Origin of the sequence: Sphingomonas sp. 1185 (assembly GCF_040544655.1) — a bacterium.
Taxonomy (GTDB): Bacteria; Pseudomonadota; Alphaproteobacteria; order Sphingomonadales; family Sphingomonadaceae; genus Sphingomonas.
In genome coordinates, this window is the sequence record NZ_JBEPKL010000022.1 from 1 (window position 1) to 16,674 (window position 16,674).

10 protein-coding genes are annotated in these 16,674 nt (G+C 65.6%); all 10 read right to left on the bottom strand.

The genetic code is table 11. The features are described 5' to 3' along the window. Positions 1-143 precede the first annotated feature (143 nt). The gene (locus tag ABIC44_RS13980) at positions 144-1,775 is read right to left on the bottom strand and encodes a glycoside hydrolase family 32 protein (protein ID WP_354296143.1); all 1,632 of its coding nucleotides are present in this window, start codon (positions 1,773-1,775) and stop codon (positions 144-146) included. 126 nt (positions 1,776-1,901) lie between these two features. Further along, positions 1,902-4,706: a TonB-dependent receptor gene (locus ABIC44_RS13985; RefSeq protein WP_354296145.1), complete on the bottom strand. Its 2,805-nt coding sequence runs from the start codon at positions 4,704-4,706 to the stop codon at positions 1,902-1,904. Positions 4,707-4,811: 105 nt separating this feature from the next. Continuing rightward, on the bottom strand, positions 4,812-6,311 hold the full coding sequence (locus tag ABIC44_RS13990) for a glycoside hydrolase family 32 protein (RefSeq protein ID WP_354296146.1): 1,500 nt from the start codon (positions 6,309-6,311) through the stop codon (positions 4,812-4,814). Then, a complete protein-coding gene (locus ABIC44_RS13995; RefSeq protein WP_354296147.1) occupies positions 6,308-7,684 on the bottom strand; it encodes a sugar porter family MFS transporter in 1,377 nt (458 codons plus the stop codon). The genes ABIC44_RS13990 and ABIC44_RS13995 overlap by 4 nt, the downstream gene beginning before the upstream one ends. Then, complete coding sequence (locus ABIC44_RS14000) at positions 7,677-8,639, bottom strand: ROK family protein (RefSeq protein WP_354296149.1); 963 nt, start codon at positions 8,637-8,639, stop codon at positions 7,677-7,679. The genes ABIC44_RS13995 and ABIC44_RS14000 overlap by 8 nt, the downstream gene beginning before the upstream one ends. 213 nt (positions 8,640-8,852) lie before the next feature. Then, a complete protein-coding gene (locus ABIC44_RS14005; RefSeq protein ID WP_354296151.1) occupies positions 8,853-9,938 on the bottom strand; it encodes an ROK family transcriptional regulator in 1,086 nt (361 codons plus the stop codon). 211 nt (positions 9,939-10,149) lie between these two features. Beyond that, positions 10,150-10,617, bottom strand: coding sequence for a type 1 periplasmic-binding domain-containing protein (locus tag ABIC44_RS14010; RefSeq protein ID WP_354296152.1), 468 nt, complete (start codon positions 10,615-10,617; stop codon positions 10,150-10,152). Between the two features lie 175 nt (positions 10,618-10,792). Beyond that, complete coding sequence (locus ABIC44_RS14015) at positions 10,793-11,875, bottom strand: YdcF family protein (protein WP_354296206.1); 1,083 nt, start codon at positions 11,873-11,875, stop codon at positions 10,793-10,795. 5 nt (positions 11,876-11,880) lie between these two features. Continuing rightward, complete coding sequence (locus ABIC44_RS14020) at positions 11,881-14,400, bottom strand: TonB-dependent receptor (protein ID WP_354296154.1); 2,520 nt, start codon at positions 14,398-14,400, stop codon at positions 11,881-11,883. 91 nt (positions 14,401-14,491) lie between these two features. Further along, the gene (locus ABIC44_RS14025) at positions 14,492-16,516 is read right to left on the bottom strand and encodes a glycoside hydrolase domain-containing protein (RefSeq protein WP_354296155.1); all 2,025 of its coding nucleotides are present in this window, start codon (positions 16,514-16,516) and stop codon (positions 14,492-14,494) included. Positions 16,517-16,674 lie beyond the last annotated feature (158 nt).

A 16,674-nucleotide genomic window follows, 5' to 3' on the forward strand; every position in this document is an offset into this window, starting at 1 on the left:
CCAAGCGCGCCTCCAAGACCCAAAACATGCTCGAGATCACCCTCGACATATTCCTCGCCAGAAAACGCCTGCAGAGTCCGGGGTGAACACTCCCCTGTCCAGGGGAGAGGGAAAGAAGAAGCAATGCTGAATGTCGATCCGCCCTAGCCCCCCGCGAGAACCCGAACCTCGGATACTCGAACCGAACCACCGCTTGCGTTGAGGTTCAAGCTGGTCGCATCCGATGGCGCATTGATGAGTTCGGAAAGGACGCTGTCACCATCGTTGATGAACACCTCGATCGAACCGGTATCGAGGAAGATGCTGACCGTCACCTTTCCGTCAGCGGCTTCGCACCGTACGCTGCGAGTCTCGCGCCATGCAACATGGTCGGGCGGGTAAGGACCGCTGGTGTCGCGTTTCACAAATACATGGCTTTTGTTCAGTTCGAAGCCGATCTGGGTGAAGTAACCTTGGCCGCCGCGCACCGACAGCCATGCGCCGCCCGGCCAGTCGGCACCGACGCGGGTGAGCGTCAGGTCGATCCGCCCGGCGATCATTCCGGCATCGGCGGGCCAGACATAGTCGCGTCCGTCGGTGATGGTCTGATCCGTCCCGAGCATCACGCTCTGGAACGCGTTATTCTGGGCGGCGATCGGCGTCATGCGCAGGCTGGGCGTGCCGTCGGAGTTGCGCTGCAGTCGGATCTGGCGGACGATGCTCAACTGCCCGCGATAGCCGGCGGAGGCGGGCAGTTGATTGGCATAGGCCCAATTGTTCATCCAGCCCATCGTCCACGCCGCGGCAAGCGGATCGGCCGCTCGCGGGTCCTGCCACACCATGGCGGCATAATAATCGGCCCCGCCGTCGAGCCAATGGCCGGTCGCGCTGTCGGCGGTGAAGCCGGTCCCGTCAAAGCTGCCCACCCAATAATAGCTGCCGCCGGTAAAGCCGCCGCCCGTCCCGTCGCCGCCGACCAGCAACACCCATTTGTCGACGCCCGTGGCCCCGTTCGCATCGTAGAGGTGCAGCGGGAAGAGGTGCGAGCATTCCATCACCCCGCCAACCAAGGTGGAGACAAAGCCGCTGGCATAGCTCCACTGTTTCAGGTCCGGAGAGGTGTAGAACCCGATCTTGCCCTCTTCCGACAAGGTCATGACCCAACGCGACGTGGGTGCATGCCAGAACACGGTTGGGTCGCGGAACGGCTTGTTGCCCGGAAAATTGGGATGGACGATCGCGTGGAAGGCGAAGCTCGCCCCGCCGTCGCGCGAATACCACAGCGCGGTCGACTGGTTCTGTCCGGCGGCATTGTCGGCGGGCATCGTCGTAAGCGCGATCAGCGTCCCCGCCCCGAAAACGGCGGTGTCGTCGGTGTCGATCACCGCGCTGCCGCTCCATACATCGCCGAACGCCGTCGTCTGACGTGGAATCGACACGCCGCGATCGGTCCAGGTGACGAGATCGGTCGAGGTCCAGCGGCGCCATTCGGTGCCGCCATTCGGCCATGTGGGATTGTAGAGCGCCCACATCGTCCAGCTGTCGCCGATCCGCACCGGGCGCTGCGGATCGTTGATCCAGCCGCCATCGGGCGCGGCAATATGATAACGCGGACGGCCGCCGACCGCCGCCGGGGCGGGGCTTTGGGTCGGGCTGGGGGTCGGCGTCGGGGCCGGAGCGAGTCCGGCGGCCGAGGCGCTGCCCCCTCCCCCGTCGCCCGATCCGCCACAGGCGGACAGCATGGGCAGGGTCGTGATGAAGCCGAGCGTCTGACGACGCGAAAATATCGATGCCATCTGCTTCCTCTCCGCGCGCGACGAGCCGCCGCACGTCATCCTCCGCGCATCGCTTCTTCGAGCGATCGCGCGATATTCGCATCGGGACGGTCCGGCGGACGCGGCAAGGCACGTCCGCCGCCCGGATTACATCTTGAAGCGGACGCCCAGGCTGAAATAGCGCCCCTCCACCCGCAGATCGCGGCCGAAGAATTGCGTTTCATTGTAGAAGCGATAGTTCTTGAACGGCTGCGCCAGAATATTGCTGACGTTCGCGACCAAGGAGATATTGCGAAATGCGTCGTAGCTGGCCGAAAAATCGAGACGGGAGACCGGCCGCACCAGCTCGCCGGCATATTGATCTTCGTTGATATTGCGGTTGTAGCTGGTGACGTAGCGCGATCGCCAGTTATAGGACAGCCGCGCGGAGATGCCGCTCTTCTCGTAAAAGGCCGTCAGGTTGTACGCCCATTTCGACAGGCCGGTAATCTCCACCTGTCGGTCGCCCTCGCCCAGCACGCGGGGCAACTGATTGGTGCCATCGAGATAGGTGACATTGCCCTGGACGCCGAAGCCCGACAGCGCACCGGGCAGGAAGTCGAAAAAGGTCTGGAGCGACGCCTCGATCCCCTTGATCCGCCCGTCACCGGCATTTTCCGGCCGGTTGAGCTGGACGCGGCCATAGATGGGATCGGTCACGACCTGGGTATAATAGCCGATGAAACCGTTCAGGTCGCGATAGAAGGCGGCGACCGACGCCGATCCGTTCTTCGAGAAATACCATTCGAGCGACGCATCGTAATTCTTCGACGTCAGCGGTCGCAGATCGGGATTGCCGCCCGAACCGCTGGCGTCGAACACCGGTGGCGTGCCGTCGGGACCCGGGCTGTTGCGGGTGATGTTGATCGACGGATTGAGCTGCCCGAAGCCCGGCCGGGTCCGCGTCTGGGTATAGCCCAGCCGTATCTGCCATTCATTCGAGAAGCGGACTCGCGCGATCGCGGAGGGCAGCACATCGACATAATTCTGGCGCGTGGTGCTGGGGACGATACCGATCGTGCCGTCGGCGGCCTGCACCCGGCTTAACCCGCGATAGGTGCCGTCGGTGTTGACGATGCGCGCGCCGACCGTGCCGTCGATCCGCACCCCGCCCAGGTCGAAATCAAACTTCCCCTGGCCATAGGCCGCATAGCTTGCCTCGCTGGCGGTGAAGCCGCCCAGCGGATTGAACGGAATCTCGGCGGTCGCGAATTTGGTCACCGCTTCGCGAATGCCATTGTCCGAGGGGAATAATAGGGTCGCGCGCTGGACCGATTGCAGCGCCAGCAGGCGCAGGGCCTCGCCATTGTCGCGGATCGCATCGCGACTGGGGGCGAGCCAGTTCTTGAAGCGTTGCGGGTCGTCGCGAAACCCGTCGGTGATAAGCCCGAGCGCCCCCGTCGGCAGGCTGTCGAGCGGGATGTTCAGCCCGGCGGTATAGGCATAGCGATTGTTGTTCTGCGAATAGGCGTTGCGATCGCTGGCGCGGAAGCCGAATTGCAGCCGCGGCAGCCAGTCCCAGTCGGTTTCGAGATCCAGATCGATGCGCCCCTGGACGCCATCGCCCTTGGTCACCAAGTCGCGCTGATAATAGCCGCGCCAACGGCTATTGGCCGGATTGTCGATGGCATAGCCGCCCAGATCGAACACCGCCGATCCGCGCACGTCCCAATCGACATTGATGGTGGGCGCGCTGGCAAGCTGGGCGTCGAGGCTATATTCCGACGCCTGATATTTGCTGTTGGTATAGGCGAAGTCGCCCGACAGCGTCGCGCGGCCGGTGGTCCATTTGAAACCCGCCGCCGCCTGCCACGTATCGGTACGGTCATTCTGGGTCGAACGATAGAATTCGGGGACATAGCCGCCGGTCTTGGTGAAGCTGGCCGCCTTGTCCGGCTCGCCCGGCACCAGCACGACATTGCTCAGCGTCGGGGCGACGCCGTTCGCATCGCGGCGTTCGAAATTGACGTTGAACGCATCGCGCAGCACCTGGCCGCGATAGGCCTGCCACAGCCCTTCGGCGAAGACTTCGAGATTGGGGGTCGGTCGCCACTGGATCGTGCCGTTGACCGCCGGGCGGTGGCGCACGCCCTTTTCGTAGAAATTGCCCGCATTGGCGGGAAAGCGGAAATCCATGCCCACGCCCGGCGTGGTCACGGTCAGGTCATCGGCGGCGTCGTTCGCCCCGAAGCCGCGCGGCGAGATGATCGCGGAATCGGCATAACGATCGGCGTTGCGATAGGTGGTGCGGACATAGCTGACGTTGATCAGCGCGCCGACCTCCCCGATCGGCGTGTCCCAGCGCTTGGTCAGCAGCAGATTGCCCGCCGGGTCGAACGCCCGTGCCTGATCATTATAGGACGCGCGCAATTCGCCCGCGATCTCGGTATCCTTGACGTCGAACGGGCGGCGCGATCGCAGATTGACCAGCCCGGCAAGCCCCGGTTCAATGAGGTCGGACGTCCCCGATTTATAGACCTCGATCCCCGCCGCAACGCCCGCCGGAAAATCCTGAAGGTGCAGCACGCGGTCCTCGGCCGAGAAGAATTCGCGGCCGTTGAAGGTGGTCGCGACATCGGGCAGGCCGCGCACCAAGATCACCCCGGCTTCGTCGTTATAGCGCTGGACGGTGACGCCGGTGACGCGCGCAATCGCTTCGGCGGCATTGTTGTCGGGCAGCTTGCCGATGTCGTTCGACACGATCGCATCGACGATCGACGCGGAGTTGCGCTTGATCTCCTGCGCCGATCCCAGCGCGGCGCGGTAGCCGGTGACGACGATATCGGCGCTGGCGTCGTTTTCGGGCGCGGCATCGGCCTGCGCCTGGGCGCTCCTGTCCTGTGCGGCGGCGGGACTGGCGGCAAGCGGCACCAGCGCACTGGATGTCAGCAGGGCGAGCAAGGTCTTCGGCATAAATCCTCCCAGATTTCCGTTATGTTTTTTTGATTTTCAAAAGATCGACGGGGTGGGCGTCAGCCCGGCGCGATCGCTTCCACCGTCATGACGAAGCCGTTCATGTCAGCGCGAGCCCCCAGTCATCGGCCACGCCTGCATCGTCAGCCGCGCCGATCCGCCCCTTGCGCTCGCGCTCCAGCGAAGCGGGCCGCCACCGCGAAAGAAGCGGTCGGTGATGGTGCGCGTGCCGTCGCCGACGAACACCTCCAGGATCGACTGATCGGCCAGCACCCGCAGCCGCACCCGCTTTCCCTTCAGGTCGACCGGCGCGATATGGCGGGTGGCGAAACCGTCATGAAAATGCGGGCCCGATCGGGTGCGGTCGACGAACACCTCGTCAACGGTCGGGTTGACGCCGATCAGCGTCTGGTAACCCTGTTCGTCGGTCAGGGCGATCGTCACCTGCTCCGCCGTGCCGGTGTCGAGATCGAGCGTCAGGTCGGCCGAGCCGCCCGCGATCGGCAGATCGACCGGCGTTTCGCCGAGCGTCGCGGCGAAATCCTGTCGCTCCCCGCGCAGGCTCGCCACCTCGCGCACCGGCGCCTGGGCGATGCGATAACCGGCGGGCGTCTTCTTCAGCGTCACCTCGCGCGGGACGGTCATCAGGCCGCGAGCGGGCCAGGTCGGTATGGCCTCGGCATAGCGCCAGTCATTCGCCCAGCCGATCCAGATGCGGCGCGGGTCATCCTTGGGCAGGTCGTTCCACGACACGGCCGCGTAAAAGTCCGCGCCATAGTCCATCCACTGCGCCTCGCCGGGCCAGCTCGGCACCGGGGTGAAGCGCTTGCCGTCGAAATCGCCGACGAAATACTGCCCGCCCGAACCGCCGCCGACTGCATTGTCGCCGAGATTGATGCCCAGCACCCAGCGCTTCTCGCCCGGCGCGCCGCCTTCGACCGGCAGTTCGAACAGATCGGGGCATTCCCAGTTCTTGCCCCGCCCGCCAGCGGGACCGAAGCTGCTGGCAAAGGTCCATTGCTTCAGGTCAGGCGAGGTGAACAGGACCGCGCGGTTCTCCAGCGCCATCACCGCCACCATCACCCAGCGCTTCGTGGGGGCATGCCAGAACACCTTGGGATCGCGGAACTCGGGCGAGCCGACGCTCAACACCTCGCCATGCACGGTCCAGGTCCGGCCGCGATCATTGCTATAGGCGACATATTGCGACTGCAGCTTCGCCTTGGGATTATGCCCCGTATAGATGGCGACCAGCGGCGGCTTGCCGTCCCGGCCGAAGCCGGTCGTGTTGTTCCAGTCGACCACCGCGCTGCCCGAAAAGGCCATGACATCGGCGGTTTCGGGGATGGCGATCGGCAGCTCCTGCCAATGGACCAGATCGCGGCTGACCGCATGGCCCCAACTCATATGGCCCCAGCGATCGCCATGCGGGTTATACTGGAAGAACAGATGATACTCACCGTCATAATAGACGAGGCCGTTGGGGTCGTTCATCCAGTTGCGCTGCGGCGCGAAATGATAGGTCGGGCGCGGATCGGGACGCTGCGCCGACGCGGCGGAGGCCAGCGCGATCCCGGTCATCGCAAGGAGGGCGATGGTCTTCATGCCGCCTGCCCCTTCAGGTTCATGTCTTCGAGTGCGACGCCGTTGGTCTCCGGCATCACGCGCAGCGTCCAGAGCAGTTGCAGCAGCATCATCGCGCCGAAGAATGCGAAGACCCAGCCGCCGACCGCGCTCGCCACGATCGGGAAAAGCCAGGTGATCGCCGCCGCCGCGACCCAATGGGTGGTGGACCCCAGCGCCTGTCCCTTGCCGCGCACCGCGCTGGGGAAGACTTCCGAGATGAAGACCCAGATCACCGCCCCCTGGCTGATCGCGAAGGCGGCGATGAAGGCCAGCAGGCCGCCCAGGATCAGCGTACCGTTCGGGGCGCTGCGTTCGAGCTGCCAACCGACCAGCAGCAGCGCGGCGGCGCACACGACCGACCCGACGATCAGCAGCGGCTTTCGCCCAAACCGATCGATGAAGAACAGCGCGGCCACGGTGAAGAGCAGGTTGGTGCCCCCGACCGCGATCGACTGGAGCAGCGCGCTGTCGGCCCCCGCCCCCGCCAGTTCGAAGATGCGCGGCGCGTAATACAGCAGCGCGTTGATGCCCGACAGCTGGTTGAACAGCGCGATGGCGATGGCGCAGGCGACCGGGAAGCTGTGCGCGCTCTGGAACAGCCGGGCATCGCCCTGCCCCGCATCGCGGCGTTCTGCGGCCTCGATCCGCGTCAGTTCGGCCGCAGGGTCCAGGAAGCCGAGGCGCGCCATGACCTGCACCGACTTCGCCTGTTGCCCGTGCACCGCCAGCCAGCGCGGGCTTTCGGGCAGCAGGAAGGTCACGGCCAGGAACAGCGCCGAGGGCACCGCGACGATGCCGAACATCCATCGCCACGCCGCTTCGGGCGGCAGCGCCTGCGCGATCAGATAGTTGCTCAGGAACGCGATCAGGATGCCCAGCACAATGTTGAGCTGGTTCATCGCCACCAGCCGCCCACGGAACTTCGCGGGCGACACTTCGGCGATATAGATCGGCGTCACCACCGATGCCGCGCCAATCGCAAGGCCGCCCAGAAACCGGAACGCGATCAGCATCGGCCAGCTCTGCGCAAGCCCGGCGCCGAGTGAGGAAACGACATAGGCGATGGCGACCGACAGCATGATCGCCTTTCGCCCATATCGGTCCGCGGGCGCGCCGGTGACCAGCGATCCGATGACGGTCCCGATCAGCGCGGAGGCGACGGTGAACCCCAGCGATGCGTCGGTGAGCGCAAAGCGTTCCTGCAACGCCTGCGTGGCCCCGGAAATGACGGCGGTATCGAATCCAAACAGCAACCCGCCCAGCGCCGCCCCGGCCGCGCTCAGCACGATCGCGATCGTCGCCCGTGCATCGTCCACATCCTGCCGACCGTCCGGCGTGGTGATGCTATGCATCGACCGTCTCCTTGTTCGCGTGAAAGGGTTCGGCCATGCGCCAGTGCATCGGCCATTGGCGTGTCGCGGTGCGATAGGCGAGCGCCAGCGCGCCGGTCAGCCCGGCGGATGCCCCGGCGGTCGGTGCGGCGACATATTGATCCATATCGATCGCCCGCATGCTGGCATCATAGCCCGCGAGCTTCGCGACCAGCGCGGATCGCACCCTCGGGTACATTTGCGGCTGCATCACCCCGCCGCCGACGATGATCCGGTCCGGGCGAACGACATAGGTGAGCGTGGCGCACAGCGCGGCGATATAGTCCGCCTCGATATCCCATGCCGGATGGTCGGCGGGAAGGTGTTCGGCCGGTACGCCCCAGCGCGCAAGCATCGCCGGACCAGAGGCCAGCCCCTCCAGGCAATCGCCATGAAACGGACAAATGCCCTCGAACGCATCATCGCCGGGCGCGCGCGGCACCATGATATGCCCGGCCTCCGGATGGTTCGCCCCGCCATGCGGCGCGCCACCGATCAGCAAGCCGACGCCGATCCCCGTACCGATCGTGACATAGCAGAAGCTGTCCAGCCCCTGCCCGCTGCCGAACAGCCGCTCGCCCACCGCCGCGCAGTTCACGTCGGTGTCGAGCGTCATCGGCGCTTCCGTCATCCGGCGCAGATGGCCGAGCAGGTCGACATTTTCCCAACCGGGTTTCGGGGTCGAGGTGATGCTGCCGTAATCGGCCGACAGCGGATTGAGGGAGAGCGGCCCGAAGCTGCCGACCGAAAAGGCCGACAGATCGCCATGGACGCGCTGTGCCTCGCGGAAAAAGGCGCTGGTCGTGCCCAACGTCTCGGCCGGGCTCGTGGTCGCGATCCGGGTTTCGGCGAGGATCGTCCCATCACGATCGGCGACGGCGCACAGGAATTTGGTACCCCCGGCCTCGATCCCGCCCAGCAGCAGCGGTTCGGTCACCACGAGCAGCCCGCCCGCCTTGTACGCCGAGATACGGTCGCCATCGTCATCCTCCCATCACCTGCCGCTATTGCGGTCGATGCCATTAAATCTACTAGTGTGATTTAGTTGGTCAAGGACAAATTTTGCGGCTTTTCAGGGGCTTGTCGAGCAATCGTTTGCAGTTAGCGATACCAGACATGCCTCAGGCGGGCGGGATTTCGCGAAAGCCGACTAGCTGCGCTTGAACAAGCTGCTGAGATCAGGCGAATACTGTGCGTGCAGCGGCAACAGTCCTGCGCCGATCGCCGCGGCCTGCCGCCCCAACGTGCCGATGCGCAGTTCGGGCGCGAAGAAATCGGGCGGGGCATGTTCGGCCAGCTGCCGTTCCACCGCCGCCGCGATGTCGGCCATTTCCTCCGCTGCCAGCGATCCGTCGAGGATGACCGCTTCGAGATCGAGCAGGCTGTTCGCACCCGAGATCGCGAAGGCCAATGCTTCGGTACAGCGCCGTCGCCAGCCCTCCAGTTCGGCCGGCGTCGCGGCGAGATCCCGATCGTAGAGCGAGGCATGATGGATCAGCGAATCGCGCCGACCATCGGCCATGACGGGCATCGACGCCAGCGCCCCGGCATTGCCATGCCGCCCCTGCACCACCTGCCCGCCAAGGACCAGTCCCCCGCCGACAAAGGTGCCGAGGTTGATCAGAAGATAACTCTGCAGATCGGCCCCCGCCCCGCACAACAGATGCGCCAGCGCCGCCGCATTGCCGTCATTGTCGAAAAAGGTCGGCCAGTGCAGTCCGGCACGCAGGCGGCTGGCGACATCGCCGCGTCGCCACTCCTCGGCCTGATCCTCGGAAATGCCGAGCTCGTCACGCCATTCGCCCAGAAACCACGGCATCGCTATGCCAATGCCCAGAAAGGTGCTGGGATCGCGCAGCGAGGCCGGCAGTTGCTCGTGCAGGAACCGGTCGATCCGTTCCACCACCATGTCGATGGTCGGAAAGGCGCTGGCATCGCAATGCACCGCCTTTTGCTGCCCGTCGAAGTCGAGCAAGACCAGCGTCATGGCGTTCCGGCCGATTTCCACGCCGACCGTGTATCCGCGCGCCCCGTTGATACGATAGACCGTGGCGGGCTGCCCCATGCCGCCCGTGCGCTTCTCGGCCTGGAACAGTAATCCGTCACTGTCGAGTTCGTCGATGATGCGGACCACGGCCTGGGGTGACAGTCCCGTCACCCGCGCCAGCTCGGCCTTGGATGCACCGTTTAGTCGGCGGATTGCAGACAGGATCAGCCGCTCGTTATACCGCCGCATTCCGCTCGCGTTCGTGCCCTTTCGCACTCCATGCATATGGGCATCCGCTCCTATCGAACCATCGTTATCACCCTGTGATACACGGGATTCGGCGGAAAGTACCGCGTCACGCGCGCATTCATGGTGCGGGCGGGGTCAGAGCGTGATGGGTGGCGGCACGCATATCGCTACGACGCCGGACGCCCCTGACGGCGGGGATCGGTCGCCTCGGCTACCCCTCGCCCGTCGCGACATCCGCCGTCCGCTCCTTCCCCGCATTGGCCATCGTCGAGCGTCGCGGGATGAGGGTCGGCGCTGCCATCTGGATGGGCTCGCATGGCCGACTGCGGCCCGAGATGAGCAGGTCGAGGAGATGCCGTGTCGCCAGATAGCCGCCCAGCCGGTCGTCGCCGATGGAGGACAGGCTCTTGCCATCGGTCCGGAGGGCCAGCACGAACGGCACGCCGCGTTTGGCCAGAATGTCGGGCAGGTCGTCATCGTCGCGTGCGGTGGCCGGGATCAGCCCATCCACGCCACGCTGCAACAGGGACTCGGCGGCCCGCAGCTCGCCCTCGACCTGCTCTTCGGTCGTCGCGACCAGCGCGATACGACCGGTTCGCCCGCATGCCCGGGCGATGGCTTCGTACAGCATCGCCATGACCGTGTCGGTCAGCCTGGGCACGATGACACCGATCGTCATCGTCTGCCCCCGGCGCGGCCGCAACATCGAGGATCGTCACCCTGCCCGGCTTGGTGTTGCGATCCATCTTCGCGATGCCCCGTTGACGCAGACCGAATTCGGCCGCCTGCTCGTAAAATCTGGCATTCGGCCTGCGTGTCTCTATCGACAGAGCTGCATTGTTGGGCATGCCCGTTCAGGGATCGAGCGGGTCCGCGGGATCGACGCGCAGCGCCTCACGGGAAGGCTTCATGGCGATGGCGGTGGGGGCGATACGCCCGTCGGCGGTGGCGGGCTGATAGCCGAGTTCGCGGCGGTTGCGCTCGACAAAGGCCGGGCTGGCGACCGCATCGATATGGGAGGCGTTGCTGACCACGAGCATGTCCCGGTCGAGCGGCGCGCCCATCGCGATCAAGCGGCGCGTGGCGTTGCGGACATTGGTCGTAGTATGCCGCGCATAGGGTTCGACCACGATCGCGTCCGCCGGAATGCCATAGCGTTCGATCAGGGCGCGTCGCATCTCCAGCGCCTCGACATGCGGCGTATCGCGTGGATGCACGGCACCGCCGCTGACGATCAGAAACGGCGCTGCGCCCTTGGCGAATTGCTCGGCGGCGACGCGCACATTGACCTTGCCCTTGGCGCTGAGCGGCGTTTCCAGGTCATCCGGCCCGACCCCGAGGACCAGGATCGCGGTGTAGCGATAGCGGCTCCAAGCCATGGTCCGCGCCCGCCGGATGGCGGCGGCGTTATACCGCTGATCCAGGGGCTCGAAGGCGACGGCCGCATTCTTGTCATTGGCATCAAGCAGGGCGAGCGCCAGCGACAGGCTTATGTCGCCGCCGACCGCCGGATCGCCGCGCTGCGCCCCGGCCATGACGACCGCATCGGCCACCTTGGCGGCAAAGGCCTCGCTCCCGAACGGCGCGTCGGACCCGTCGATCAGCGGATAGCGCGGCAGTTTGCCGACGCCGTACACGCGCAATATGTCGTTCAGCCCATCGACCTGCCGCCGCACGTCATCCCCATGATCCGGGGAGCGCGCGGCCAGGGCCTCCCGCTCCTCGTCACGCAGGATCGCCGCCGCGACGACGCAATCAGGCACTCCCGCGCAGGCGGCGACGCGCCGATCCCGTGCGTCCCCCGCCAGCGGCCCGTGCAGCGCCGGAAACAGCCGCGCCGCCATCGCCGCCAGCTGGGTATCCCGTACCGCTGGCGCGGCGGCGGGCAGCGGCTGGGCGATCGAAATCGCCAGCGCCGCCGCCATCAGCCGTCCCATGGGCCTCACCAGGCCTTGCTGACGACGAAGCGGACGCTGCGCCCGAAGATCGGGCGACCATAGATCGCATCGCGCGAAGTCTGCCCGTCGAGCTGGTCGGTGCGCGGATTGCCCTCGGTCAGCCCCTTGTTGTTGAAGATATTGTCCCCGACGACCTGGAACTGGAACCCGCCATGGGTCAGCGTCGCGCCGAGCCCGAAGGTATTATAGGCGGGCAGGCCGGTATTGTTGAACAGGTCGACATACCGACGTCCGACGAACTCGTAGCGGCCATAGACCTCCACCTGATCGCCGCCTGCGTCAAAGGCGAAGGTCGGACGGATATTGCCGAACACCTTGGGCTCGCGAATGATCTGCTTGCCGTTGACGGCCGAGGGGTCGGCGCCCGAGCTGTTCTGCAGATTCTTGTACTCGGGTTCCTGATAGGTGAACGATCCGGAGACGAAGAACCATGGCACCGGGGCCAGCGTGCCGTCGACCTCGACGCCCTTGACCTCGGCCTGGCCGATAAAGGGCACCGACTGGTCATTCCGGCCGGTCGTGGGGTTGAACGCCACGAACGAGGCGTTGAACGGATCGAACTTCGTATAGAAGCCCGTCATATAGAGGTAATTGCGTCCGAAGGATGCCTTCAGCCCGGCCTCATATTGGTCGGCCTGCGTCTTCACCAGCACGGGGTTGATATTGTAATAGCTGGCGGACTGCGGCGGCACCTCCAGATGCGACGCACGCACATAGCCGCCGAAATGGGTGCTGACGTCGTAATTGATGCCGATCGTCCAGTTGGTCGCGACCGGGCTGTCCTTGCGTGTCTGGCGTCCGCCATCGAAGCTGCGGACGCTGTTGTCGGCGAGCGTGGTGGGATCGCCCAGATTCACCGAGGTCGATGTCAGGCCATAGCCGCTGATATTGTACCATTCATGGCGAATGCCGCCATCGATGCGCAGGCCGGGCGTCACTTCCCAGGTGTCGTTGGCATAGAGCGCATAGACGGTGGAATCGACATCGCCCTGGTTCAGCGTCGTGCCGTAACGCAGCACGCCCTTGTCGGTCACCGAGCCCAGCACGGCCCCGCTCGCCGAATAGGCGACGAGGTCCAGCGTCCGGGGCTGGCCGCGCACCTCCATCAGATAATCCTGATAGACCGCCTTGTTGGTCAGTCCATAGGCCGAGGCATAGCCGCCCAGCCGCACGTCATGCGTGCCGAAGCCCGTCTGGAACTTGCGCGTGACGCTGACATCGCCCTGCCCCGAATAGAAGCTGGAGTCGACGCCGCGATACTGGCCCTGCACGACCAGGCCCGACGCGGCATAAGGGTCATAGGCCGTCGCGCCATTGGTCCCCGACAGCGCATAGCCCAGCCGCGCGACCGGCCCGAACGCGGCGGTCGCCGCGCTTTGGAAACCATTGGCAAAGCTGTTGGCGTCGACCGGATTGGAAGTCGAATAGAGCGCGTCGAAGCGCAGCTTGCCCTGCGTGTAGCCGGTCTTGGCCGAGAACTGCCAGCCGCCGAATTCGGCGTCATATTGCAGGCCGATATTGCCATATTCCATATGACGGCCATCGGCCAGATCCCGCGTCTCGCTGCGCACGACCCCGGCAGAGTCGCGGTACTTCAGTGTCACCCCGCGAAAGGCGGGCGAGTTCAGCGTGCCGTGGAAGAAATCGATATAGGGATTGAGCGACACCGACGGATTGCGCGGATCGGCGATCGGGATCGGCAGGTAGAAGCTGTTATGGTCGTTCAGATAGTTGACGCTGATCTTGAGCGTGCCGTTGTCGAGGTCGCGCTTGATATTGGCGCGGATCTGGCCGCCGCGATCATTGGGAAAGCCATTGTCGCGCTGCCCGCCATCCTGTCGCAGATAACCGCCGATCGCATAATAGGTCCGCTCGCCCAGCGGCCCGGCCTGCATCGCGTCCAGGCGATACAGGTCGGTGGTGCCCACCGTCACCTGGACCTTGCCGCGCGTCGTGTCGGTGCCGGTCGCCGTGATCGAGTTGACGATCGCCGCCGCCTGGCTGGCGAAGATCGGCGCCGGGCCACCGCGCACCACCTCCACCCGCTCGGTCATCAGGTCATAGCGGTTGAGGCTGTCGCCGCGGAAGAAATTGCCGTTGATGTCGTGGAACAGCGGCAGGCCGTCCTGCTGGAACACGGCATAGCCGTCATCGGTAGGAATGCCGCGAATGCGCGTGACGTTCTGCACCTCGCCGCCCGTCGCCTCGACCTGGATACCGGGCAGCTTGCCGAGCAGATCGGCGAAGTTCAGCGGGGCAAGCCGCTTCACATCGTCCTGCCCCAGCGAGTTGACCGCATAGGACACGTCGAAGCGCCGCTGCCGCCGCGCCGAACCCGTGACGATCACCTCCTCGCCGGTCGCCGACTGCGCCGCCATATCCGCCTGCGCGGCATCGCTCGCCGCCGTCTCATTGGCCGTCTGCGCACTCGCCAGTTGCGGCGTGACGAGAAGGGCCGCGCTCAGGGCGGTCGCGCGCAGCAGCGCGGCTTTGGCAAAGATCATGATTTCCCCCGTTTCGGATGAATTGGCGGCTCCGATGCCCGTTGTTCGCGACAGATTTGTGAAGCTTTTGAGGGAAATGCATCAACCTGGATCAACGCGGCCGCGTCGTGACGGTCAAAATGCCCCCTTCCAGCAACGCATGATGCCCGACCCGCCAGTCCGCCAGCGCCCGTCCGTTCCAGTCCGCGCGGACGACCACGCCATCGCGGGGGCCGATCCGCCGCACCGTCATCCGTCGCCCCTGCCCCAGATCGATGCTCGTGCGCGCAAATGCCGGCACCGTCACCACATACCAGGGCTCGCCCGGCACCAGCGGATACAGCCCCAGCGAGGCGAAGACGTACCAGGCGGTCATCGCCCCGGCATCGTCGTCCATTCCGTCGGCAAATCCCTGCGGCGCCAGCGCAAAGCTGTGGCCGACAAAGGGCTGCGGCAGCTTGCCCGCATTGGTGTAGGGATGCGCCATCGGCTGCGTCAGGATCTTGCGGACCAGATCGGCAGTCGCCTGGGGCTGCCCCGCCGCCGCGAACAGCCACGGGACGTGGATGTCCGGCTCATTGGTCATGTTGAACAGGCCCGCGTCGAAAAAGCGGTGCAGCTGCGCCAGCCACTCGGACCGGCCGACCGTCGCCACCATCCAGTCGAGATCGAAGACCGGCGCCCAGCGATATTGCCACAACGTCCCCTGATACAGCCCCCTCGCCTTGACCGTATCGCCGTCCGCGCCCGGCGTCTGAAAGACCGAACGCCACATCGGGCGATAGCCATAGGCCTGTGCCGAGAAACGGCGCGCCGTCGCCTCGTCCCCCAGGTCCTGCGCCAGCTGCGCGGTCGCCCAGTCGTCATAGGCGGCCTCGATCTGTTGGTCGGGCGTTTCGCGCTGGAGCGTGGCGCTGTCGGCCACCATGCCCTCAAGGGCCGCCCTGGCGTCGAACCCTACGATGCCTTTGCGCCGCATGTCGAGCAGCGCGATCCCGGCATGTTCGGTGCGAACCGTCAGGAACGGCTCGTTCATCGTCGCCCATTGCGCCTTGCCGCGCCTATAGAGTTCGGCGAGCGAGCGGGCGATATCCTGGCTGCGTTCGGGTTGCAGCAGCGCAAGCAGGGGTAGCTGGGTCCGGTAATTGTCCCATAGAGACCAGCTGGCATAGCGGGTCTGGCCGACGGCCGACCGGGCGATCGTGCCGTCATTCTCGCGATGGCGACGATCGGGATCGTCGATCGCGACCGGGGTCTGGAAGACCCGGAACAGCGAGGTGTAGAACAGCGCGCGTTCGGCACGAGACCCTTCCGGCCTTACCCGCCCGAGCACATTGTTCCAGGCCGCGCGCGTTTCGGCGGCGACCGCGTCGAACCGGCGATTTCCCAGCTCCCGCTTGCGAACGAGCGCGGCTCCCTCGACGTCGACACTCGACAGGCCCGTCGCCAGTTCCACGACGTCGCCGCGCCGCACATCGAGGTCCAGGGTCGCGAGGCCCTCCCTCACGGTCAGCGTGCGGTGAAGCGGGCGACCGTTCAATGTCACCTGGCTGGACGAAAAGAGGCGATAGAGCCCTTTGTCGCACACCGTCCCCGCCACCATCTCGGCGCGCAGATCGTCGCTGTCCGCCGTTTGCCATGCGGCGGAGGCCCGCTTGGCATAGCTGTGCCCCGCATCGATCCGCAGCACGACGCGTCCCGGCCGGTGCACCCGAAAGCGCAACAGCCCCGCCCCCCGGGTCGCGGTGGCCTGTGCCGTGACCCCATCGTCGGACGCGACCTGGTAGAAGCCCGCACTCGCGCGCTCGCTGCGCTTGTCCATGACCGCCGGGCCGCTTTCGCCCGCAGGCCGTAACGATACGAGCAGGTCGCCACCCCCGCCACCGCAACCCACCCCGACGCCGCGAGTCAACGAAAAGCCGTGCAGCCGATCCGCCGCGAAATCATAGCCCGCATGGTTGGCGGGATCGGTATCGGGCCCCAGCTGCACCATACCGAATGGTGCCACCGCAGCGGGCGTCAATTGTCCGAAATCGGCCAGCGTCCCAACGAACGGATCGACCAGATCGGCAGGAGCATCGCGCCCGAATGCGGGCGTCGCGATCATGACCAGCCCAGCCGCAATGATGAATTTCATTCCTTGCTTCCCCGTTCGTCGCTCCGCCAAGCGAAAGGGCCATTCCCTATGCGCCTTTTTTGACGCCGCCATGACCTGCCGATCGGCTATGAGCCCGTTTTAGCGGGGTAAACGCCCTTTTGCGTTCATGTGCTACCATGGCAAACGTCAGAAGCGAC

Excerpts from the sequence above, each read along its gene's own strand:
- ABIC44_RS13980 (WP_354296143.1), bottom strand. The coding sequence starts at position 1,775 with ATGGCATCGATATTTTCGCGTCGTCAGACGCTCGGCTTCATCACGACC.
- ABIC44_RS13985 (WP_354296145.1), bottom strand. The coding sequence starts at position 4,706 with ATGCCGAAGACCTTGCTCGCCCTGCTGACATCCAGTGCGCTGGTGCCG.
- ABIC44_RS13990 (WP_354296146.1), bottom strand. The coding sequence starts at position 6,311 with ATGAAGACCATCGCCCTCCTTGCGATGACCGGGATCGCGCTGGCCTCC.
- ABIC44_RS13995 (WP_354296147.1), bottom strand. The coding sequence starts at position 7,684 with ATGCATAGCATCACCACGCCGGACGGTCGGCAGGATGTGGACGATGCA.
- ABIC44_RS14005 (WP_354296151.1), bottom strand. The coding sequence starts at position 9,938 with ATGCGGCGGTATAACGAGCGGCTGATCCTGTCTGCAATCCGCCGACTA.
- ABIC44_RS14010 (WP_354296152.1), bottom strand. The coding sequence starts at position 10,617 with ATGACGATCGGTGTCATCGTGCCCAGGCTGACCGACACGGTCATGGCG.
- ABIC44_RS14015 (WP_354296206.1), bottom strand. The coding sequence starts at position 11,875 with ATGGGACGGCTGATGGCGGCGGCGCTGGCGATTTCGATCGCCCAGCCG.
- ABIC44_RS14020 (WP_354296154.1), bottom strand. The coding sequence starts at position 14,400 with ATGATCTTTGCCAAAGCCGCGCTGCTGCGCGCGACCGCCCTGAGCGCG.
- ABIC44_RS14025 (WP_354296155.1), bottom strand. The coding sequence starts at position 16,516 with ATGAAATTCATCATTGCGGCTGGGCTGGTCATGATCGCGACGCCCGCA.